This is a genomic window from Nocardioides sp. LHD-245 (genome assembly GCF_030929495.1).
In the GTDB taxonomy this organism is placed as follows: Bacteria; Actinomycetota; Actinomycetes; order Propionibacteriales; family Nocardioidaceae; genus Nocardioides.
Genome location: NZ_JAVFWN010000022.1, coordinates 35,589 through 55,605 on the forward strand (window position 1 = coordinate 35,589; position 20,017 = coordinate 55,605).

At 73.6% G+C, this 20,017-nt stretch carries 17 protein-coding genes and 1 pseudogene; 6 read left to right on the forward strand and 12 right to left on the reverse strand.

The features are described 5' to 3' along the window. Positions 1–28 precede the first annotated feature (28 nt). The 3 genes from RB608_RS26045 (at position 29) to RB608_RS26055 (ending at position 3,350) form a co-directional block, all read left to right on the forward strand. Positions 29–2,401, forward strand: a complete 2,373-nt coding sequence (locus RB608_RS26045) for a bifunctional UDP-sugar hydrolase/5'-nucleotidase (RefSeq protein WP_308091006.1) — start codon at positions 29–31, stop codon at positions 2,399–2,401. A gap of 67 nt (positions 2,402–2,468) precedes the next feature. Next, positions 2,469–2,984, forward strand: coding sequence for a CinA family protein (locus RB608_RS26050; RefSeq protein ID WP_308091007.1), 516 nt, complete (start codon positions 2,469–2,471; stop codon positions 2,982–2,984). 54 nt (positions 2,985–3,038) lie between these two features. Continuing rightward, positions 3,039–3,350 carry a helix-turn-helix transcriptional regulator gene (locus RB608_RS26055; protein WP_308091008.1) on the forward strand — a complete coding sequence of 104 codons (312 nt, stop codon included), beginning with the start codon at positions 3,039–3,041 and terminating at the stop codon, positions 3,348–3,350. Positions 3,351–3,366: 16 nt separating this feature from the next. On the opposite strand, the gene htpX is transcribed toward RB608_RS26055, so the two are convergent. Genes htpX through RB608_RS26070 form a run of 3 tightly spaced genes read right to left on the reverse strand, consistent with a single transcriptional unit; the run spans position 3,367 to position 9,678 of the window. Continuing rightward, positions 3,367–4,239: a zinc metalloprotease HtpX gene (gene htpX / locus RB608_RS26060; RefSeq protein ID WP_308091009.1), complete on the reverse strand. Its 873-nt coding sequence runs from the start codon at positions 4,237–4,239 to the stop codon at positions 3,367–3,369. A 56-nt stretch (positions 4,240–4,295) separates the two neighbouring features. Beyond that, positions 4,296–5,093 (reverse strand): DNA-formamidopyrimidine glycosylase family protein, encoded by a 798-nt coding sequence (locus tag RB608_RS26065; protein ID WP_308091010.1) that lies wholly within the window; start codon positions 5,091–5,093, stop codon positions 4,296–4,298. After that, complete coding sequence (locus RB608_RS26070) at positions 5,086–9,678, reverse strand: ATP-dependent helicase (protein ID WP_308091011.1); 4,593 nt, start codon at positions 9,676–9,678, stop codon at positions 5,086–5,088. Before RB608_RS26070 ends, RB608_RS26065 begins: the two co-directional genes overlap by 8 nt. Positions 9,679–9,738: 60 nt before the next feature. On the opposite strand from RB608_RS26070, the gene RB608_RS26075 reads away from it, so the two are divergent. After that, a complete protein-coding gene (locus RB608_RS26075) occupies positions 9,739–10,416 on the forward strand; it encodes a class F sortase (RefSeq protein ID WP_308091012.1) in 678 nt (225 codons plus the stop codon). Here RB608_RS26075 and RB608_RS26080 read toward each other — a convergent pair. The 9 genes and pseudogenes from RB608_RS26080 to RB608_RS26120 all read right to left on the reverse strand — a co-directional run. Then, positions 10,409–11,683, reverse strand: coding sequence for an MFS transporter (locus RB608_RS26080; RefSeq protein WP_308091013.1), 1,275 nt, complete (start codon positions 11,681–11,683; stop codon positions 10,409–10,411). The two genes, RB608_RS26075 and RB608_RS26080, sit on opposite strands and share 8 nt — an antisense overlap. Positions 11,684–11,752: 69 nt before the next feature. After that, a complete protein-coding gene (locus RB608_RS26085; protein ID WP_308091014.1) occupies positions 11,753–13,021 on the reverse strand; it encodes an MFS transporter in 1,269 nt (422 codons plus the stop codon). After that, positions 13,018–13,377 carry a TfoX/Sxy family protein gene (locus tag RB608_RS26090; protein WP_308091015.1) on the reverse strand — a complete coding sequence of 120 codons (360 nt, stop codon included), beginning with the start codon at positions 13,375–13,377 and terminating at the stop codon, positions 13,018–13,020. The genes RB608_RS26085 and RB608_RS26090 overlap by 4 nt, the downstream gene beginning before the upstream one ends. 41 nt (positions 13,378–13,418) lie before the next feature. Further along, the gene (locus RB608_RS26095; RefSeq protein ID WP_308091016.1) at positions 13,419–13,994 is read right to left on the reverse strand and encodes a TIGR03086 family metal-binding protein; all 576 of its coding nucleotides are present in this window, start codon (positions 13,992–13,994) and stop codon (positions 13,419–13,421) included. Then, positions 13,991–14,503: an SRPBCC family protein gene (locus RB608_RS26100; RefSeq protein ID WP_308091017.1), complete on the reverse strand. Its 513-nt coding sequence runs from the start codon at positions 14,501–14,503 to the stop codon at positions 13,991–13,993. Before RB608_RS26100 ends, RB608_RS26095 begins: the two co-directional genes overlap by 4 nt. Next, the gene (locus RB608_RS26105; RefSeq protein ID WP_308091018.1) at positions 14,500–14,907 is read right to left on the reverse strand and encodes a metalloregulator ArsR/SmtB family transcription factor; all 408 of its coding nucleotides are present in this window, start codon (positions 14,905–14,907) and stop codon (positions 14,500–14,502) included. The genes RB608_RS26100 and RB608_RS26105 overlap by 4 nt, the downstream gene beginning before the upstream one ends. Before the next feature lie 121 nt (positions 14,908–15,028). Continuing rightward, entirely contained in the window at positions 15,029–15,751 is a 723-nt protein-coding gene (locus RB608_RS26110; RefSeq protein WP_308091019.1) for an NUDIX hydrolase, read from the reverse strand. Then, positions 15,748–16,353 carry an isochorismatase family protein gene (locus RB608_RS26115; RefSeq protein WP_308091060.1) on the reverse strand — a complete coding sequence of 202 codons (606 nt, stop codon included), beginning with the start codon at positions 16,351–16,353 and terminating at the stop codon, positions 15,748–15,750. The genes RB608_RS26110 and RB608_RS26115 overlap by 4 nt, the downstream gene beginning before the upstream one ends. Further along, positions 16,342–17,682: pseudogene (locus tag RB608_RS26120) on the reverse strand (nicotinate phosphoribosyltransferase); the annotation flags it as partial. The gene RB608_RS26115 and the pseudogene RB608_RS26120, both read right to left, overlap by 12 nt. A gap of 59 nt (positions 17,683–17,741) precedes the next feature. On the opposite strand from RB608_RS26120, the gene RB608_RS26125 reads away from it, so the two are divergent. Both RB608_RS26125 and RB608_RS26130 read left to right on the forward strand, forming a co-directional pair. Further along, the gene (locus RB608_RS26125; RefSeq protein WP_308091020.1) at positions 17,742–19,211 is read left to right on the forward strand and encodes an N-6 DNA methylase; all 1,470 of its coding nucleotides are present in this window, start codon (positions 17,742–17,744) and stop codon (positions 19,209–19,211) included. Between the two features lie 213 nt (positions 19,212–19,424). Then, entirely contained in the window at positions 19,425–19,901 is a 477-nt protein-coding gene (locus RB608_RS26130; RefSeq protein ID WP_308091021.1) for a hypothetical protein, read from the forward strand. Positions 19,902–20,017: the final 116 nt, after the last annotated feature.

The window sequence follows — 20,017 nt, forward strand, 5'->3', positions numbered from 1 at the left end:
GCGAATCGACAGTCCTCGGGAGGGACACATGCGATCAGCCAAACACCTACTCCTCGGCTCGCTCGGGATCGGCCTGGCCGTCTCCGGTCTCGGTGCGGTGGCGGCCCCGCCGGCGCGGGCCGCCGCGCCGGTCGACATCCAGATCATCGGCACCAACGACTTCCACGGCCGGATCCTCAACGAGCCGACCTCGGCCGCAGCCGGTGCCGCGATCCTGTCGGCGGCGGTCAAGGACCTGCGGGCGGCGAACCCCAACACGGTGTTCGCGGCCGCCGGTGACCTGATCGGCGCGTCGACCTTCGAGTCCTTCGTCTCCAACGACAAGCCGACCATCGACGCCCTCAACGAGGCGGGCCTGGAGGTCTCGGCCGTGGGCAACCACGAGCTCGACCAGGGCTACGACGACCTCATGGACCGCGTGATGGCCGCCTACGACCCCGCGACGAACCCGGAGGGCGGCGCCGAGTGGGAGTACATCGCGGCCAACCTGAAGGTGCGCGCCACCGGCGACCCGGCCGTCCCGGCTTCCTGGATCAAGCCCATGGCCGGCATCGACGTGGGCTTCGTCGGAGCCGTGACAGAGGCGCTACCGACACTGGTCTCTCCTGACGGCATCGCCGACATCGAGGTGCAGAGCATCGTCGACTCGGTCAACGCCGAGGCGACCCGGCTGGTCGAGGACGCGAACGTCGACCTCGTCGTGATGCTGGTACACGAGGGTGCGCCGTCGACCGACTGCGCGACGATGGACGATTCGGGTCCGTGGGCCGAGATCATCAACAACGTCTCGGCCGACGTGGATGCCATCGTGTCCGGGCACACCCACCTGGCCTACAACTGCAGCTTCCCGGTCCAGGACTGGGTCGACGCGAGCCGGCCGGTCACGGAGCGGCCGGTGGTCTCCGCAGGGCAGTACGGCCAGAAGCTCAACAAGCTGGTCTTCAGCGTGGACCCCGACACGGGCGGCGTCCAAGCCAAGTCCCAGGAGATCATCGACCTCAAGACGTGCAGCAACAGCACCACCTGCACGCCTTACACGCCCGACCCCGCGGTCACGCCGATCGTGCAGGCGGCGGTCGACGTCGCCACCCCGATCGGGGAGCAGGTGCTCGGCCCGATCGCCGGGCCGTTCAACCGAGCCAAGCTGGCCAACGGCTCGGAGAACCGTGGTGGGGAGTCGACCCTCGGCAACCTGGTCGCCGAGGTCCAGCGGGCCGAGACGCCGGCGGAGCAGGGCGGCGCGCAGATCGCGTTCATGAACCCGGGCGGGCTCCGCGCCGAGATGGAGGGCACCGCCGCCGGCGCCGTCCGCAACCTGACCTATCGGCAGGCGGCCAACGTCCAGCCGTTCGCCAACGGCCTGGTCAACATGGACCTGACCGGCGCCCAGATCGAGAAGATCCTCGAGCAGCAGTGGTCCCGCACTCCTGACGGCACCCAGATCCCTTCCGGACTGACCCGCTACTTCCTGCGCCTGGGCGTCTCGAAGGGGTTCACCTACACCTACCGCGAGGTGCCGGCGCCCGCCGTACCCGTGCAGGGGGGCGGAACCCCGGTCGACACCTGGGTCGGCGACGTGACCGGCATGTGGCTCAACGGCCAGCCGATCGTGCCCACCCAGACCTACTCGGTCACGGCCAACGCGTTCCTGGCCGGTGGCGGAGACTCGTTCTGGGAGTTCCGGAACGCGCAGGGCAAGGCGGAGTGGGGGGTGTCCGATCTGCAGGCGATGACGCACTACATGGACACCAACACCGACGCCGGCGGTCCCGCGCTACCGGTCGACTACTCCCAGCGCGCCGTCGAGGTGCACAACCTCGACGCGAGCTACCGGGCCGGCGGCCGGGTCAGGTTCGACGTCGAGTCGTGGAGCATGTCCAACCCGTCCGACCTGAGGGACACCGAGATCGAGGTCCGGCTCGGCGGCAGGGTGCTCGGCAGGGCGACGCTGGACAACACGGTCGGCGCCGCCGCGATCGACAAGACCGGCACCGCGCGGATCGACGTGGCGTTGCCGTCGTCGACCCCCGCCGGCCCGCAGACCCTGACCCTGGTGGGCGCCCAGACCGGCACCCAGGCCCGGGTCGCGGTGACCGTGGCCAAGGGGACCGTCGCGTTGAGCGCCAAGGTGAAGCCCGGCAAGAAGATCAAGCTCGGCAAGACCAGGGCGAAGGTCAAGGTGGCGGTCGTCGGCGCGGACGGCATTCCGGCCACCGGTCAGGTCAAGGTGAAGGTCAAGGGCCAGAAGGCCCGCACCGTGACCGTCGTCAACGGCAAGGCGAAGGTCAAGCTGAAGGCGTTCACCTCCTCGGGGATCAAGAAGATCAAGGTCACCTACCTGGGCAGTACCAGCCAGGAGCCGGCGAAGGTCGTCAAGAAGATCATGGTGGTCCGTCGCTGACGCGACGCGACTGACCGGGCGCCGGGGACAGAGGGCCTCGGTCGGTGGTCCGTGACACGATGCGGTCATGGAGTCACCGGCCGAGGCCCTCGTCCACGCGCTGCGTGAGGCGGGCGCGAGCGTGTCCACGGCGGAGTCGCTGACCGGGGGCCGGGTGGCGGCGCGCCTGACCGAGGTCCCCGGCTCCTCGGTCGTGTACGCCGGCGGCGTGGTCAGCTATCAGACCCACATCAAGGTCGAGGTGCTCGGCGTCCCGCAGCGCGTGGTCGACGAGCACGGCGTGGTGTCGGCGGCGTGCGCCCGGGCGATGGCCGACGGGGCCCGGCGGCTGCTCGGGACGGCGTACGCGCTGAGCACGACGGGGGTGGCCGGCCCCGATCGGCAGGAGGGCAAGCCGGTCGGCACCGTGTACGTCGGTCTGGCCGGTCCCGCCGGCACCCGAGCCGTGGCGCTGGACCTGTCCGGCGACCGGTCCGCGATCCAGGACGCGACGGTCGACGCCGTGATCGAGGCACTGGCCGGTGAGCTGGCCGCGGCGCGCTCAAGGGCTGGGCAGCCGCCGGAAGATTCGGGGCTCGGGTAGCGTTGTGCCCAGGACTGGACATCCACCCAGCGCAATGACGGAGAGGAGATCGCGATGGTGCTCTTTCGCCGATCGCTCGGTGACATCCTGCGGAGTCGCCGTGGTGAGCTCGGTCTGACCCTCCGCGAGGTCTCCGGCGCCGCCCGGGTGAGCCTGGGCTACATCTCCGAGATCGAGCGTGGTCAGAAGGAGGCGTCCTCGGAGCTGCTGGCGTCGCTGTGCGACGCGCTCGAGATGCCGCTGTCCGATGTCCTTCGCGAGGTCGCCGACGCGGTGGCGCTCGAGGAGGCCGCGGCCCTCCTGGCCGCCGCGCCCACCCCGATCACGCCCCGCCGCGCCGGCGAGGTCGTCGCCTCCGCCGCCTGACGGGTTTCACCCGGGCTCAGCGGCCCGCCATCGCCTCCAGCCGGGCGATCCGCTCGGCCATCGGCGGGTGGGTGGAGAACATCTTCTGCACGTCGGCCGCGCGGAACGGGTTGGCGATCATCATGTGGCTGGCGTTCTGCAGCTGCGGGGTCGGGGCGAGGGGAGCGCGAGCCGTGCCGGTCTCCAGCTTGCGCAGCGCCGAGGCGAGTGCGAGCGGGTCGCCGGTGAGCCGAGCGCCGTCCTCGTCCGCGTCGTACTCCCGGGTGCGGCTGATCGCCATCTGGATGACCGCGGCGGCGAACGGTGCGAGCAGGGCGGTGCCGATCATCACCAGCGGGTTCGGGCGCTCGTCGTTGTTGCCGCCGCCGAAGATCGACGAGAACGCGAGGAACTGGGCCACCGAGCTGATCACGCCCGCGACCGCCGCGGCCACCGAGCCGGTGAGGATGTCTCGGTTGTAGACGTGCATGAGCTCGTGGCCCAGTACGCCGCGCAGCTCGCGCTCGTCGAGGAGGCCGAGGATGCCCTCGGTGCAGCACACCGCGGCGTGCCGCGGGTTGCGTCCGGTCGCGAACGCGTTGGGCGCCTGGGTGGGTGAGACGTAGAGCGTCGGCATCGGCTGACCGGCGCGCTCGGAGAGCTCCCGCACGATCCGGTACATCGCCGGCTGCTGCGACTCCGAGACCGGGTAGGCGCGCATCGCCCGGATCGCGAGCTTGTCGGAGTTCCAGTAGCCGTACGCCGTCGTCCCGACGCCGATCAGCGCGAAGATCCAGATGAACGCGGAGCTGCCGGTGGCGGCCGCGATCAGGCCGCCGACCACGAGCAGCAGCGCGAAGATGGCGCCGAACAGGCCGGCGGTCTTGAGGCCGTTGAGATGGCGGTGCATGCACCGTCAACGAATGGGGTGGTGGGCGGCGTTCCGTGGGCGCGACGAGACCCGGATCACTCGGCGCGCTGGCAGCGGGGACACCAGTAGGTCGTCCGCTGCCGCGCGGCCTCCCCGACCGGACCGGCCTCGATCGTGGCGCGACAGCGCAGGCACGGCTGCCGCTGGCGCCGGTAGACCCAGACCGGGTCACGCCGGTCGCCGGTGGTCAACGGCCGGCCATGCTCCAGGCCGGCGCGCAGCAGCTGCCGGGCACGGCGCAACAGCCGGAGGGGGTCGGGGACGGCGGCGACGGGCGCCTGCGGATGGACACCCTGGACGAAGCACACCTCGGAGAGCCAGATCGTGCCGAGTCCGGCGACGACGGTCTGGTCGAGCAGGGCCGCGCCGAGGGCCCGGTCGGGCGCGGCGGTGAGGCGGGCGAGCGCGGTCGCCTCGTCGGCGGGCGTCCAGGCACCGAGCAGATCGGGACCGAGGTGCCCGACCACGCCGGCCTCCTCGGCGGTCGGGAGCAGCTCCACCAGGCCGAGCCGGAACCCGATCGCCTCGGCCCGGGCGCTGCGGAGCACGGCCCGGGCGTCCTGGGCCGGTCCCGGCCACCGGCCGCCGGGTGCGATCACCCGCCAGCTGCCCTCCATCTTGAGGTGGGTGTGCAGGGTGAGCGGGGTGCCGTCGGGCATCGCCATCCGGGTGAGCAGGTGCTTGCCGTGGGTGGCGGTCCGGTGGACGGTGGCGCCGGTCAGATCGGTCGTGGCGAGCTGGGGGACCCGCAGATCGGAGCCGGTGAGCACCTGGCCGGCCAGCGCCCGGTCCAGCCGGTCGGCGGTACGGCGGACCGCGTCCCCCTCAGGCACGGATCCGCAGTCCGCGGGGGGTGGCCACGAAGCCGGCGGCCGCGAGCGCGTCGCGCAGCGGGCCGCCGCTCCCGAGCAGGGCGGCGCCGTCGGCCTTCTCGACGGTCAGCTGGCCGAGCGTGCCGCGGCGCACGGCCGTCGACAGCGCCTCGGCGGCGGGGGTGAGCAGGTCGGGGTCCTCGGTCCAGGTGAGCAGGGTGCGGCCGCCCCGCTCGACGTAGACCACCAGGGCACCGTCGACGAGGACGACCAGCGCCCCGGCCTTGCGCCCGGGCCGGTGCCCGCCCTCCTGCTCCCGGTCGGCCGCCGGCCAGGGCAGGGCGGCGCCGTAGGGGTTGGCCGGGTCGGTCGCGGCCAGGGCCACCGCGGCGGGCTTGGTGTCGAGCGCCTCGGCGCCGACCGGAGTGGAGAAGGAGCGCAACCGGTCGACGGCACCGGCGGTGCCGAACTGGGCGGCGCCCAACCCCTCGACGAAGTAGCCGCGGCGGCAGCGGCCGGCGTCCTCGAACGCGCTCAGCACCTTGTAGACGGCGGCGAAGCCGCCGGGCACCCGCTCGTTGACCACGGCGCCGCGCGTGACGACGCCGTGGCGCTCGAGCAGCTGCTCGGCGCTCGCATGGGCGCGGCGGGTCGGGTCGGTGTCGATCGTCGGGAGGAGGGCCCAGCGGCCGGCGGTCTCGGGCGGACCGGTGCGGGCGACGCGACCGGGGCGGGCTGCCGCCCGGCGGGTGCGGTGCGCCGCCCGCCCGGAGCGGGTGAGCGCCCGCAGCGGGGTGAGGGTGTCGTTGGTGAGATGGCCGCTCCAGACCAGCGCCCACAGCGCGCCGCTGACAGCGTCGTCGAAGGGCGCTTCCTCGTCGGCGTCGCGGCAGGCCCGGGCGACCTGGTCGGCGACCTGGCGGAAGAACCAGGCGCCGCCCGGCGCGAGCACGTCGAGCACCCGTTGGTGGAGCGGGTCCTCGACCGGGCCGGGCTCGGGGAGGGTGAGGTGGCCGCGGTCGGCGAGGTGGAGCGAGATCCAGCCGTCGCTGCCGGGAAGGGCGCCGTGGCCGGACCAGACGACCTCGCCGGTCGCGGTCAGCTCGTCGAGCAGGGCCGGCTCGTAGTCGCGGACCCGCGCGGGCAGCACCAGGGACTCCAGCGCGCTCGCGGGCATCGGCGCCCCGGCGAGCTGCTCGATCGTGTGGAGCAGGCCGTCGACGCCGCGCGGCCCCTTCGCCCCTCTCGTCGAACTCAGTGTGATCTGGTGCCACGCCGTCGAGAACCGGGCCAGGGTGGTCGGCTCGACCGGCTCGATCTCGTGGCGCAGCCGGGCCAGCGAGCGGCGCCGCAGCCGGCGCAGCACCTCGACGTCACACCATTCCTCCGTCCCCACGGAGCTGAGCACGGGGACGGGCCGGAACTCGCCGGACAGCACCCGTCCCTGCGCCTCGAGGCGCTGGAGGGTGTGCCGGACGACGGCGACGCCGAGGCCGAGGCGGGTCGCCACCTGGTCGACCGTGAACGGGCCGTGGGTGCGGGCGTAGCGGCCCACCAGGTCGGCGAGCGGGTCGTCGACCGGCTCCGTGAACGCGGCGGGCGTGCCGGGCGGAGCCGGGACACCGAGGCCGTCGCGCAGCCGGGCGACGTCCTCGACGACGGCCCACGCGTCGCCGTAGGGCATCCGGACCTCGACCACGCGGCGGGCGGCGGCCAGGTCGGTCAGCCACGCGGCGACCGGGGCGGCCTCGCGGGCGCGCAGCGACACCTCGGCGGCGGTGAGGGGGCCGAGCAGCCGGAGCAGGTCGACCAGGCCCTCGGCGTCGCGGACCTGGCGCTCGGGGGTGGTGCGCTGGAGCTCGGCCTCGACCTCGGCGAGCACGTCGGGATCGAGCAGCTCGCGCAGCTCGGCCCGCCCGAGCAGCTCGGCGAGCAGGCCCTGGTCGAGGGTGAGCGCGGCGGCGCGGCGCTCGGCGAGGGGGGAGTCGCCCTCGTAGACGAACTGGGCGACATAGCCGAACATCAGCGTCCGCGCGTACGGCGACGGCTGGGTCGTCTCGACCTCGGTGACCGTGACCGCGCGCTGCTCGACGCGGCGCAGGAGCGTGGTCAGGCCCGGCAGGTCGTAGACGTCGTTGAGCACCTCGCGGACGGTCTCGAGCACGATCGGGAACGCGGGGTAGCGGGCCGCGACCTCGAGCAGCGAGGCCGCCCGCTGCCGCTGCTGCCACAGCGGGGAGCGGCGACCGGGGTCGCGGCGGGGGAGCAACAGCGCGCGCGCCGCGCACTCGCGGAACCGCGCGGCGAAGAGCGCGGAGCCGCCGACCTCGCGGGTGACGATCTCCTCGATCTCGTCGGGCTCGAACGCGATCAGCTCGGCGCCCGGCGGCTCGGCGTCGGTGTCGGGGATCCGGATCACGATGCCGTCGTCGGAGGCCAGCGCCTGCCCGTCGACGCCGTAGCGCTCGCGCAGCCGGGCGTTGATCGCCAGCGCCCAGGGGGAGTGCACGGCGGTGCCGTAGGGCGAGTGCACCGCTAGGCGCCAGTCGCCGAGCTCGTCGCGGAACCGCTCGACCAGCACCGTGGTGTCGCTGGGGAGCACCCGGGTCGCCTCGACCTGCTCGCGCAGGTAGGCGACCAGGTTGGCGGCCGCGTTGTCGTCGAGACCGACCGCGCGGGCGCGCGCCTCGGCCTCGGTGTCGGGCACCGCGGCCAGCTCACGGGTGAAGGCGCCGATCGCCTCGCCGAGCTCGGTCGGGCGGCCGGCGGTGTCGCCCTTCCAGAACGGCAGCCGGCCGGGAACGCCGGGCGCCGGGGTGACGATCACCCGGTCGTGGGTGATGTCCTCGATCCGCCAGCTGGTCGCGCCGAGGGCGAACACGTCGCCGACCCGGCTCTCGTAGACCATCTCCTCGTCGAGCTCGCCGACGCGGCGGTTGGTGCCTTCTCCGGCCAGGAAGACGCCGTAGAGCCCGCGGTCGGGGATCGTGCCGCCGCTGGTGACCGCCAACCGCTGGGCGCCGGGGCGGCCGGTGATCAGACCGGTGACGCGGTCCCAGGTGATCCGCGGGCGGAGCTCGGCGAACTCGTCGGAGGGGTAGCGCCCGGCGAGCAGATCGAGCACGGCGTCGTAGGCCGAGCGGGGGAGCTGGGCGTAGGGCGCGCTGCGGCGGACGAGGGCGAACAGCTCGTCGACGTCCCACTCGTCGGCGGCGGTGGCGGCGACGACCTGCTGGGCGAGCACGTCGAGCGGGTTGGCGGGGATCCGCAGGGCCTCGATGCCGCCCGTGCGCATCCGGGCGACGGCGACCGCGGCGGGGGCGAGGTCGCCGCGGTGCTGGGGGAAGAACACGCCGGCCGACGTCTCGCCGACCTGGTGGCCGGCCCGGCCGACGCGCTGGAGGGCGCTGGCGACGCTGGGCGGCGAGGCGATCTGGAGCACGAGGTCGACCGCGCCCATGTCGATGCCGAGCTCGAGGCTGCTGGTGGCGACCACCGCCGGCAGTCGCCCGGACTTGAGGTCGTCCTCCACGAGTGCACGCTGCTCCTTGGACACCGACCCGTGGTGGGTGCGCGCGAGCACCGGAGCCGCCCCGGCCGCCGCGCCGGACTGCGCCATGATCTGGGCCGGGGGCGTGATGCCCTCCGTCGTCACCTCGGCGGCGATCTCGTTGAGCCGGGCGGTCAGCCGCTCGGCGGTGCGGCGGCCGTTGGTGAACACGATGGTGGAGCGGTGCTCGCCGATCAGCTCGGCCACACGCTGCTCGACGTGGGGCCAGATGCTGGCCCGGCTCGGCGGGGCGGTCGGGTCGTCGTCCTGGACCACCTGGCCGAGCTCGGTCATGTCCTCGACCGGCACCTCGACCCGCAGGTCCCACTCCTTGCGGGTGGGCGGCGCGACGATCTCGACCGGCGCGGTGCCGCCGAGGAAGCGGGCGACCTCCTCGGTCGGACGCACGGTCGCGGAGAGCCCGATCCGCTGCGCGGGACGGGGGAGCAGCGCGTCGAGGCGCTCGAGGCTCAGCGCCAGGTGGGCCCCGCGCTTCGTGCCGGCGACGGCGTGCACCTCGTCGAGGATGACGGTCTCGATGCCGCGCAGGGTCTCCCGGGCCTGGCTGGTCAGGATGAGGAAGAGCGACTCGGGCGTCGTGATGAGGACGTCGGGCGGCCGGGTGGCGAGGCGGCGGCGCTCGTTGGCGGGGGTGTCGCCGGACCGGATGCCGACGCTGATCTCGGGCAGCGGACGGCCGGGGTCGAGGCGCTCGGCGGTCTGCCGGATGCCGGTCAGCGGCGCGCGCAGGTTGCGCTCGACGTCGACGGCCAGCGCCTTGAGCGGGGAGACGTAGAGGACCCGGGTGCGGTGCAGCCGGTCGTCGGGCGCCGGCGTGGTGAGCAGCCGGTCGAGCCCGGCGAGGAAGGCGCTGAGCGTCTTGCCCGAGCCGGTGGGCGCGACGACCAGGGTGTGCCGGTCACGGGCGATCGCGTCCCACGCCCCGGTCTGGGCGGCGGTGGGCTCGGCGAAGGCCGCGCCGAACCACGTGCGGGTCGCCTCACTGAACCGGCCGAGCGGGTCGCCCGGCGGATCCGACTGCCGGGAGTCCACCATGGCGCCATCCTCCCGCACGGCACCGACACCACGGTGACCCTCGACGGGCACAATGGGCGGGTGGCTGTGGAGGAGGGACACCGACGGCGCGATCTCGCGCTCGTGTCGGGCGTGGTCGCGCTGGTCGTCGCGCTGCTGCTCGCCTGGCTCGCGCTGCGCGACGGTGACGCGCCGGAGCCCCCGGTCGCCGTACCCTCTCCGGTCGCGACGCCGACCCCGACCCCCGAGCCCGCGCCGACGCCGACCGATCCCTGCGCCCGGCAGGCGCCCGCCGGCTTCGCGCCGACCTCGATCACGGTCGCCGGGGTCGCGAAGGGGGCCCGGGTCCTGGCGCTGCCCCGCGACGCGGCCGGCGTGCCCGGGGTGCCGCCGGTCTCGGACAAGCTGTCCTTCGCCTGGGACCGCGGCGGTGTCGAGCCGGGCTCCACGCAGGGCCACGTGCTGCTCAACACCCACACCTGGCCCGACGGCACCGCGATGGGCAACAAGCTGCTCACCGGGCTCGACATCGGTGGCCGGATCGTGCTGGCGACCGGGAAGGGCGCCGGACGCCAGGTGGCCTGCTACACGGTGTCCGAGCGCAGCGAGGTCCTGGCCAGCGACGGCTTCCCCGGCTGGGACGCGGTGGACGGCCCGCCCGAGGTCGTCATCGTGGTCTGCTCGGGGCGCCGGCTCGGACCCGGCGACTGGACGCACCGCACGCTGTGGTTCGCCAGTCGGGCCGGGGCGGCTACCTGACCGGCTCCGGTACGACGGCGGGCCGGCCGTTGACCGTCGCCGGGAGGTGTCGCTCCAGCACGGTCGCGACCACCGCGATCGCGCCGCAGCCGACGACCATCAGCGCGATCAGCGCGGACGCGCAGCCCTGCTCCAGCAGGAACCCGGCGACGATCGGACCCGCGACGGTCCCGGCCTGGACGGCCGCCGCGTTGAGCGCGTTGTAGCGCCCGCGGAGGTGGTCGGCGGCCAGGTCGTTGTTGATGGCCGGCAGGGTCGGCTGCAGGAGGGTCTCGCCGATGCCGAAGACGAGGCCGAACCCGAGCAGGCCGGTGACCGCCAGCGCGCTGCCGGGCGCGAGGGCGCCCATGCCGACGAGCAGCCAGGCGCACGCCCACAGCACGGCCATGACCGTGAGCACCCGGGTCCGGCGGCGTCCGCGGATCCGCCCCATCACGGTGAACTGGAGAGCGACGATGACGAAGGTGTTGAGGGCGAAGGCGAACCCGATGGCGCCGGTCGACAGGCCGGCCTCGGTCCGGGCGAAGGCCGGCAGCCCCGCCTCGAACTGGCCGTAGCCGATGAAGGTCGCGACGAAGGTGAGCAGCGTCAGCCAGCGCACGGCCGGGCTGCGCAGGATGGCGCGGTAGCCGGGCACGGCACCGGACATCAGGTCGCGTGGCGGGTGCAGGACCCGGCCGTGCAGGTGCCGCAGCGGGCCGAGGAAGAGCGCGAGGGGGACCAGCCCGGCGAGCGCGTCGGCGACGTAGATCGCGGTGAACGTCTCCGGCCGGCCCACGTCGGCGAACAGTCCGCCGACGATGCCGCCGACCCCGAGGCCGAGGTTGGTGAGGGCGAAGTTGACGCCGAAGTACTGCTGGCGCACCTCTCCCTCGACGACCGTCGCGATCAGCGAGTTGAAGGCCGGCCACGAGGCGCCGAAGTTGATGCCGATCAGGACGAGCGCGACCGTGGCCGCCGCGGGCGTGGTCGCGAACGCCAGCAGCAGGGTGCCGGCCACCATCGCCGACTGCCCGGCGAGCAGCACCACCCGGGCGCCGTACCTGTCGACGAGGGCGCCGCTCGGTGCGGTCACCACGAAGGCCGCGGCGGCGATCACGGCCATCAGCAGGCCGGACATGCCGAGGCCGAACCCGCGCACCTCGTGGAGGTAGATCAGGGTGAAGGGCAGGACGAGACCGCGGCCCAGGGTGGAGACGGCGACGGTGGACAGCAGCCACCGGCCTTCGGCGGGAAGTGCGGTCCAGAACGACTTCATCGAGATCATGCGGGGACCGTGCGCTTCACGGTTGAAAACGTTACGACCGGCGCCGGTTGCCCCGGAAATCGTGCGGCGTCATCCGCCGCCAGGTGTGGCGGACGCCACCACCGGGCCGCCGTTGGCGGCCGTCGGCACATGGCGTTCGAGGATCAGGGCCATCACGGCGATCGCCACGCAGCCCGCGACCATGACCGCGATGTACGCCGGCGCGAGGTCGTGCTGCAGCAGGAAGCCGGCCACGACCGGTCCGGCCACCGCGCCGCCCTGGAAGGCCGCCGCCGTGATCGCGTTGTAGCGGCCGCGGGTGTGGTCCGTGGCGAGGTCGTTGGCCATCGCCGGCACCGTCGGCTGCAGGAGTGTCTCGCCCAGCGCGAAGACCGCCATGTAGGCGAGGACGCCGGCGATCGCGACGCCGCCGCCGGGCACGACGCCCGCGAGGCCGAGGAGCCCCCAGGCCAGGGCCCAGATCGCCGCCATCGCCACCATCACCCGGGTGCGGAGATGGCGCTTGATCCGGTTCAGCACCGAGAACTGCAGCACCACGATGACCACCGTGTTGACCGCGAAGGCCAGCCCGATCGTGCGGGTGGAGACCTCGGCGGCCTGGCGGGCGAACCCGGGGAAGCCGGCCTCGTGCTGGCCGTAGCCGATGAACGTGCCGACGAAGGTGAGCAGCGTCAGCCACCGCACCGCCGGCTGCTTGAGGATCGTCAGGTAGCCGACGGCGGCCGGCGTCGAGCCGTCCTCGGGCGCCGTCGCCCGGCCGTGGACGTGCCGCAGCGGCCCGAGCAGCAGCGCGAGCGGCACCAGGCCGCTCACCGCGTCGCCGACGAAGATCGCGGTGAACGTGCCGGGCCGGTCCACGTCGGCGAACAGCCCGCCGACGACGCCGCCGACCCCGATGCCGAGGTTGACCAGGGCGAAGTTGATGCCGAAGTACTGCTGGCGCAGGTCACCGGTGACGACCGCCGCGATCAGCGCGTTGAAGGCCGGCCACGACACCCCGAAGTTGAAGCCGACCAGCACCAGCGCGACAGCGGCGACCGCCGGGGTGGTCGCGAACGCCAGGATCAGGTTCCCCGCGATCATCGCGGCGATGCCGACCAGCAGCACCGCGCGGGCGCCGTACCTGTCGACGAGCGCGCCGCCGGGCCCGGTGACGAGGAAGCCGACCACCGCGATCAGCGCCATCAGGGTGCCGGACAGGCCGAGCTCGAAGCCACGGACCTCATGCAGGTAGATCAGCGTGAACGGCAGGGTCAGGCCACGGCCCAGGGTCTGGATCGCGACGGTCGACAGCAGCCAGCGGCCCTCCGTCGGCAGCGCCGCCCAGAAGGACCTCACCGTCCGGGGGACTTGGGCGGCAACCCGGCGACGTACGACGCGCCGCGGCGCACCCACGTGCCGAGCGCCTCGTCGGTGGCGAGGTCGGCGAGGTCGACGCGCAGCCAGCCGCTCATCGTGCGCCCGCGCATCTCCATCGGGTAGGCCGGTGTCGTGGCCACCAGCTCGGCACCCTCGGCGGGGTCGACCCGCACCATCAGGCCGCCCTGGCCGCTGGCGGCGACGGCCATGTGGCCGCCGACCATGAAGCCCAGCCCGCCGAACATCTTCTTCTCGGTCAGCTCCAGGCCTGCCGCGGCGGGCTCCTCCGCGAGGAGGTCACGGAGCCGCCCGGCCAGCTCATCGTCGTACGCCATGACAGGAGGCTAGAGCGCGCCACGGACAGCGCTCCAGCAGATTACGGCCGCGGCCAGGCGGGGTCGCGGCCGATGAACCCGATCAGCCGGTCCTGCCAGGGCGCGTCGTCGGCGACCGGCACCCTCGCGCCGTACTGCCCGCTCTGCCGCAGCATCTCGTCGAGCGGCTCCATGCCCTGGACCATCACTCGGCACCGCTCGGCGTCCAGGGTGTCGTCCTGGCCGGTGGCGCGGGCGAGGTCCCAGGTGTGCATGAAGACGTCGCCGGTGTAGAACTCCGCGATCGCGCGGGGGAGCGGCATCGCGGGGAGGCGGGGGTGGGCGAAGGTGATGCCGGCGCTGGCCGGGTCGTCGAGGACGGCCTGCACCGCCGCGGCGTGCTGCTCCCAGGCGGCGACCGGGTCGTCGTCGACCGGTGGTCCGGCCGGCAGGCGCAGGCCGGAGCCGTCGGCGAGGAACGCCGGGAACCACTCCACGAGGTGGCGCACGACGTCGCGGGCCTCCCACTCCGCGACGGGTGTCGGCGCGTCCCAGCCGTCGGCGGCCACCCCGCGGACCCGCTCGCCGAAGGTGCCCGCGATGCTCCGGTGCTCCTCGGCCGGACCGGCCGGGATCACGCCTCCGCGCCCGTCAACGAGGCGAGGAGGCGGTCGAGTGCGGCGTACCCCTCGTTGATGCCGACCTCCATGCCGCTGGCGAGCATGCCGGCGCGCGACTCGAAGTCGTAGACCACGGACAGTCCCTCGAGGCGGGTGCGGCCGCCGGGCAGCTCGACGAACACCATCGTCTCGAGGCTGACCGCGTCGGGCATCTCCTCGAACCCGAAGGTCTGCACGATCTTCTCGTTCTCGTTCACCCGGTGCACGGCGCCGTAGAAGTGGGCGATCTCGACGCCGTCGCGGACCGCGGTGTAGCGGTACTCGCCGCCGGTGCGGATGTCCCACACGTCGATCTCCATCCCGATCGAGTCGGGTCCCATCCACTGCCTCACCAGCTCGGGCTCGACGTGGGCGCGGTAGACGAGCTCACGCGGTGCGTCGAACTCCCGGACGATCCGGACGGTGGGGACGTCCGGGTCGGCCTCGATGAGGGCCTCGGGCGCGGTGTTGCCGGTGCTCGTGTTCATCCTGCTGCTCCTTCGGGTCGGTGCTGCCGCTCGGCGTCGTTCGGGCGGCGGGGGTCGTCGGTGTCGTCGATGTCCTTGCCCTGCATCCGGGCGAGGACCTGGTCCAGTCGTCGGTAGCGCTCCTCGGCCTGTCGTCGGTAGCGCTCGATCCACTTCGTCATCAGGTCGAACACCTCCGCGTCCAGATGGACCGGTCGTCGCTGCGCGTCGCGGCTGCGCTGGACCAGGCCCGCCTCCTCCAGCACCTTGAGGTGCTTGGAGACCGCCTGGAGCGAGACCGCGTACGGCGCCGCCAGCTCGCTCACCGTCGCGTCGCCCGCCGCCAGGCGGGCCACCATGTCGCGCCGGGTCGGATCGGCGAGGGCGCCGAAGACCCGCGACAGCCGGTCGTCTTGCTCAACCATGTGGTTGATTAAACGCCGGGAGCTGCTCCTTTGTCAACCATCTGGTTGAGTTCCGTGTGTAACGTCATACGTCCTGTGGGCTTGAGCCCACCGAACGCATGACGTTGCGCGCCGTGCCCGTTCAGCCCCGGGCCATCGGCGGTTGTACGACGGTCGCGGGGCCGCGTCGGTAGAGCAGCGCGCGGCGCCCACCGACCTCGGTCGCCTCGCCGCGCACGTCGGTCGGGACCACGAAGCCGTCGGTGCCGAGCACCTTGCGGCGGAAGTTGCCGAGATCGGGGGGCGCGCCCCAGACCGCGGCGTACACACGGCGCAGCTCGGGGAGGGTGAACGGCTCGGCGACGAACTCGGTGGCCAGCGTCGTGTACTCCAGCTTGGACCGGACCCGCTCTCGCGCGTCCAGGAGGATCTGGCGGTGATCGAAGGCGAGCGTCGGACCGTCCGCGTCCAGTCCCTCCAGCAGGTCGTCGACGACCCACCAGCGCGCATCCGCGGCGTCGGTGCCGGCCCGCGGCTCGGGCAGGTCGGGGGCGAGGGCGACGTGCGCGACCGACACGACCCGCTGGCGCGGGTCACGGTCGGGCGCGGAGTAGGTCCGCAGCTGCTCGAGATGACCCGGGAAGCGCTCGACGTCGCCCAGGCCGGTCTCCTCGCGCAGCTCGCGCCAGGCCGCCTGCTCGGCGTCCTCGTCGGGCTCGACGAAGCCGCCCGGCAGCGCCCATGAGCCGGCGAACGGCTCCTCGGCACGCTCCACGAGCAGGACGGCCAGCGCGCCGTCGCGGATGGTGAAGACGGCCAGGTCGACGGCCACCGCGAAGGGCGGGTGGCCGGTGCCGAGGCTCATCGGGCCACCTCGACGCCGGCCGCGGCCAGCTCCTCGAGCGCCCGTGCCGACGAGTCCGGGGCGACCCCCGCGTGCAGGCCGTCCAGCAGGCGCACCCGGAAGCCCGCGCCCACCGCGTCCAGCGCGGTCGCCCGCACGCAGTGGTCGGTGGCGATGCCGGCGACGTCGACCTCGGTGACGCCGGCCGCCCGCAGCACCTCCGCCAACCGATCGCCCGCCGCAGTGACCCCCTCGAAGGCGGAGTACGCCGGCTCGCCCATGCCCTTCACGACGTGGTGGGTGACCGCGTCAGTCGTCAGCTCGGGCGCGTAGTCGGCGCCGGTCTCGCCTTGCACGCAGTGGACCGGCCAGGTCGTGACGAAGTCGGGCTCCTCGCCGAGCGCGTGGAAGTGGCCGCCGTTCGTCTCGCCCGTCTCGTGGCCCCCTCGGTGCCAGTCGCGGGACGCGGCGACCACGACGTAGTCGCCGGCGTGGGCGGCGAGGTGCGCGCTGATCCGGCCGGCGACCTCCCGGCCGCCGGTGACGCCGAGCGAGCCACCCTCGACGAAGTCGTTCTGGACGTCGACGACGATCAGGGCCCGCCGGTCGTGGGTGTCCTTCATCGTGCTCTCCTCTCGTAGTGACGCGGTGAGGTACGCCGGTCCGGCGGCGACCGTGCGCGCCTCGGCCGGCAGGGTGGCGAGGGTCGCGGCCGCGAAGTCGCGGATCTCGCCGAGGTCCGGGCGGTGCACGACCTCGCCGGCGCGGACCAGTGCGACCTGGGCCGGACGGGCGCCGGGACCCGGCGGGGGAGCGTCGTGCGCGGTGAACCACTCCGCGACGAGGATCCCCTGGTCGTCGTACTGCCGGAAGGGCTGTTTGCGACCGCCGACCGAGGCCTTGTCCGGGGACTTCTTCGCCACCGGGCGCAGTGGCTCGCCCGGCGCGTCGGCGATGGCGACCAGCTTGTAGACCATGCTCGCGGTCGGGTGGCCGGAGCCGGTGGCGACGCGGGTGCCGACGCCGTAGCCGTCGATGGGCGCGTCGGCGAGCGCCGTGATGACGAACTCGTCGAGGTCGCTGGTCACCACGATCCGGGTGCCGGTCGCGCCGAGGCGGTCGAGCAGCTGACGCGCCTTGTGGGACTCCTCGGCGAGGTCGCCGGAGTCGATCCGCACCGCGCCGAGCCCCGGGCCCGCCACCTCGACGGCCGTGCGGATGCCCTCGGCGATGTCGTAGGTGTCGACCAGCAGGGTCGTGCCGACGCCGAGTGCCTCGACCTGGCTGCGGAACGCGTCGGCCTCGGTGTGGTGGGCCAGCGTGAACGCGTGCGCGGCGGTGCCGGCGGTCGGGACGCCGTACCGCCGCCCGGCGGCGAGGTTGCTCGTCGTCGCGAAGCCGGCGAGGTACGCCGCCCGCGCGGTCGCGACCGCCGCCTCCTCGTGCGTGCGCCGGCCGCCCATCTCGATGATCGGCCGGCCGGCTCCGTCCGGGGTCCGGGCGGCGTCGACCATCCGGGCCGCGGCGCTCGCGATCGCCGTGTCGTGGTTGAGGACGCTGAGGACCAGGGTCTCCAGCACCAGGCACTCGCCGAGCGACCCGGTGACGGTGAGGATGGGGCTGCCGGGGAAGTAGAGGTCGCCCTCCCGGTAGCCGTCGATGTCGCCGGAGAACCGGAAGTCCGCCAGCCACCGGGCCGTCGCGGCGCCGATCACGCCCTGCTCCTGCAGCCAGGCGAGCTCGGCCTCGTCGTACGAGAAGCGCTCGATCGCGTCGAGCAGCCGGCCGAGCCCCCCGAGCATGCCGTAGCGGCGGCCCTCGGGCAGCCGGCGGGCGAAGGCCTCGAAGGCCGCGGGCCGGCCGGCGCTGCCGTCGCCCACGAAGGAGTCGAGCATGGTGAGCTCGTAGCGGTCGGTGAGCAGTCCGGTGGTGGGCTGGACGGGGCGGTCCATCGCGGCTCCTCGATGTTGTAGTCATTATGACCATAACAGGATTCGTCTAGGGTCCCAGCATGGCGCGGCGGACGGAGGCGGACGAGGCCGCCGACGCCTACGAGCGGCACCTCGCCGACCACGACCGCGACCGGCGTCGCGCGCAGGGCGCCTTCTACACGCCGCCGGAGCTGGTCGCGTGGGTTCTCGACCGGGCCCTGCCGGCAGCGGGGAGCGTGCTCGACCCCGCCTGCGGGACGGGGCACTTCCTGGTCGCGGCCGCCCACCGGCTCGGTGTTCGTGCCGTTCACGGGTCCGACCTCGACCCGGACGCGGTGCGGATCGCCCGCGACCGCCTGCACGCCGTGGACCCGGCGGTGCCGCGCGCCGAGATCGAGCGCCGCGTGGTGGTGGCCGACGGGCTGACCGCGTGGGAGGGCCGGACCTTCGACGCGGTCCTCGGCAACCCGCCTTTCCTCGGCCAGCTCCGGCGGCATTCGGCGGGGCGCAGCGAGCAGCATCGCCGCGGTCTGGGGGCGTACACCGACACCAGCGCGGTGTTCCTGCACCGCGCGCTCGACCTCGCCGGACCCGGGGGGACGGTCGCCCTGGTGCAGCCGATCTCGGTCCTCGCCGCCCGCGACGCCGGGCCGGTCCGGGCGGCGGTCGCCGGTCGCGGCGCGGTCACGGACTTCTGGTGCAGCGAGCGCCCGGTCTTCGAGGGGACCCCGGTCCTCACCTGCGTCCCCGTGGTCCGGATCGGCGCGGGGCCCGCGACCGACCCCGACACGTGGGGTGCGCTCGCGGCACCGGCCTTCGGCATCCCGCCCGTCACCCTGCCGGCCGGCACCGGCACGCTCGGCGAGCGTGCCACCTGCACTGCCGACTTCCGCGACCAGTACTACGGCCTCGCGCCCTTCGTGGGCGACGGCCTCCCCGACGGCACCCCGCTGGTCACCACGGGTCTGATCGATCCCGCCGAGTCACGCTGGGGACGGGTGCCGACCCGCTTCGCCCGCCGGCGGTACGACGCCCCGTCGGTCGACCTCGCCGCGCTGCGTGCCGACGCGGGGGGATCGGCGCTGGCCCGGTGGGCCGACGCGCGCCTGGTGCCCAAGCTGCTGGTGGCCGGACAGGGCCGCGTCATCGAGGCCGTGGCCGACGAGCACGGCGCGTGGCTGCCGTCGGTGCCCGTCGTGAGCGTCGTCCCGCACGACCCCGCCGACCTGTGGCACCTGCTCGCGATCACGCTCGCGCCACCGCTCGTCGCCCACGCCGCGAGCCGCTACCTCGGCAGCGGACTGACGCCCGGCTCGGTCAAGGTCAGCGCCCGCCAGCTCGCCGCCCTGCCGCTGCCCACCGACGAGGTGGCCTGGGCCGAGGGCGCCGAGCTGGCGCGTGCCGCCCAGCACGCCACCGACGAAGGGCGGCCCGACCTGCTCGCCGCCACCGGCCGGGCGATGAGCGTCGCCTACGGCGCCGACCCGGCGTCGTACGACTGGTGGTGGGGGCGAGCCCGGCGGCGTTCCTGGCGCGAGGCCGACAAGTAGGCGCCTTCCCGCGGGAAGCGAAGCTGCCTTGCGGGCCAGCTGTCGAGGCGGTGGTCGGAATGCTGCCCACCGTCGGACGATGGGAGGCGCTCGCTGCCTGCTCGGCTGATGTGTCGGGCCTCGACGGCACTCTGCAGGCATGCCAACGCCGCTCGAGCCACCTCGCGGTGCCCATGTCTTCGTCGACGAGACGAAGGCGACGACTACATCCTGGTGGCTACCTGGGTTGCGGCGCCGGATCTGATCCAGGTGCGAGGGGTGATGCGATCACTGGTGCCGTCGGGTCGGGTTCGAGTGCACTTCAAGAAGCTGACCGACAGCCAACGCGGTCGCGTCGTCCGCGAACTCCTGAAGCTCCCGCTGTCGTGCACGGTCGTGCGGGTTCGTGGTCTTCCTGATCCCAGCGCTCGAGGGGTGGCGCTTCGGACGGTCTTCGCCCAGGCCGAAGCACAGCGTGCTGAAGTCGTCGTGATCGAGACCGACGAACCGTCCCGGGAGGCAGACCTTGCGATTGCCCGCGGTGCGTTCGGCAGTGTTCGACATCTACGGCACTTCGAGGAGCCGATTCTCTGGGTGAGCGATGCCATCGCATGGTGCTTGCAGCGCGGTGGACGATGGCCGACGAGCGTGGCGCCGCTGATCCGGGCAGACCACTTCGTGGAAGGACGCAAGCCCGGAATGCGTCCTTAGGGACGACTCCCGGGCCTGCACCTCAATGAAAGCACGGTCGAACGACAGAACCAACTCATCGAGGCGGGCCGCCTGGTCCTCTGTCCCCTTCTGTGCCGCCCCGATGAATCCGGCGC

What these genes read in the sequence shown, in the direction of transcription:
- RB608_RS26050 (WP_308091007.1), top strand. Translation starts at nt 2,469, where the DNA reads ATGGAGTCACCGGCCGAGGCCCTCGTCCACGCGCTGCGTGAGGCGGGC.
- RB608_RS26080 (WP_308091013.1), bottom strand. Translation starts at nt 11,683, where the DNA reads ATGATCTCGATGAAGTCGTTCTGGACCGCACTTCCCGCCGAAGGCCGG.
- RB608_RS26045 (WP_308091006.1), top strand. Translation starts at nt 29, where the DNA reads ATGCGATCAGCCAAACACCTACTCCTCGGCTCGCTCGGGATCGGCCTG.
- RB608_RS26090 (WP_308091015.1), bottom strand. Translation starts at nt 13,377, where the DNA reads ATGGCGTACGACGATGAGCTGGCCGGGCGGCTCCGTGACCTCCTCGCG.
- RB608_RS26125 (WP_308091020.1), top strand. Translation starts at nt 17,742, where the DNA reads ATGGCGCGGCGGACGGAGGCGGACGAGGCCGCCGACGCCTACGAGCGG.
- RB608_RS26055 (WP_308091008.1), top strand. Translation starts at nt 3,039, where the DNA reads ATGGTGCTCTTTCGCCGATCGCTCGGTGACATCCTGCGGAGTCGCCGT.
- htpX (WP_308091009.1), bottom strand. Translation starts at nt 4,239, where the DNA reads ATGCACCGCCATCTCAACGGCCTCAAGACCGCCGGCCTGTTCGGCGCC.
- RB608_RS26100 (WP_308091017.1), bottom strand. Translation starts at nt 14,503, where the DNA reads ATGAACACGAGCACCGGCAACACCGCGCCCGAGGCCCTCATCGAGGCC.
- RB608_RS26110 (WP_308091019.1), bottom strand. Translation starts at nt 15,751, where the DNA reads ATGAGCCTCGGCACCGGCCACCCGCCCTTCGCGGTGGCCGTCGACCTG.
- RB608_RS26070 (WP_308091011.1), bottom strand. Translation starts at nt 9,678, where the DNA reads ATGGTGGACTCCCGGCAGTCGGATCCGCCGGGCGACCCGCTCGGCCGG.
- RB608_RS26105 (WP_308091018.1), bottom strand. Translation starts at nt 14,907, where the DNA reads ATGGTTGAGCAAGACGACCGGCTGTCGCGGGTCTTCGGCGCCCTCGCC.
- RB608_RS26115 (WP_308091060.1), bottom strand. Translation starts at nt 16,353, where the DNA reads ATGAAGGACACCCACGACCGGCGGGCCCTGATCGTCGTCGACGTCCAG.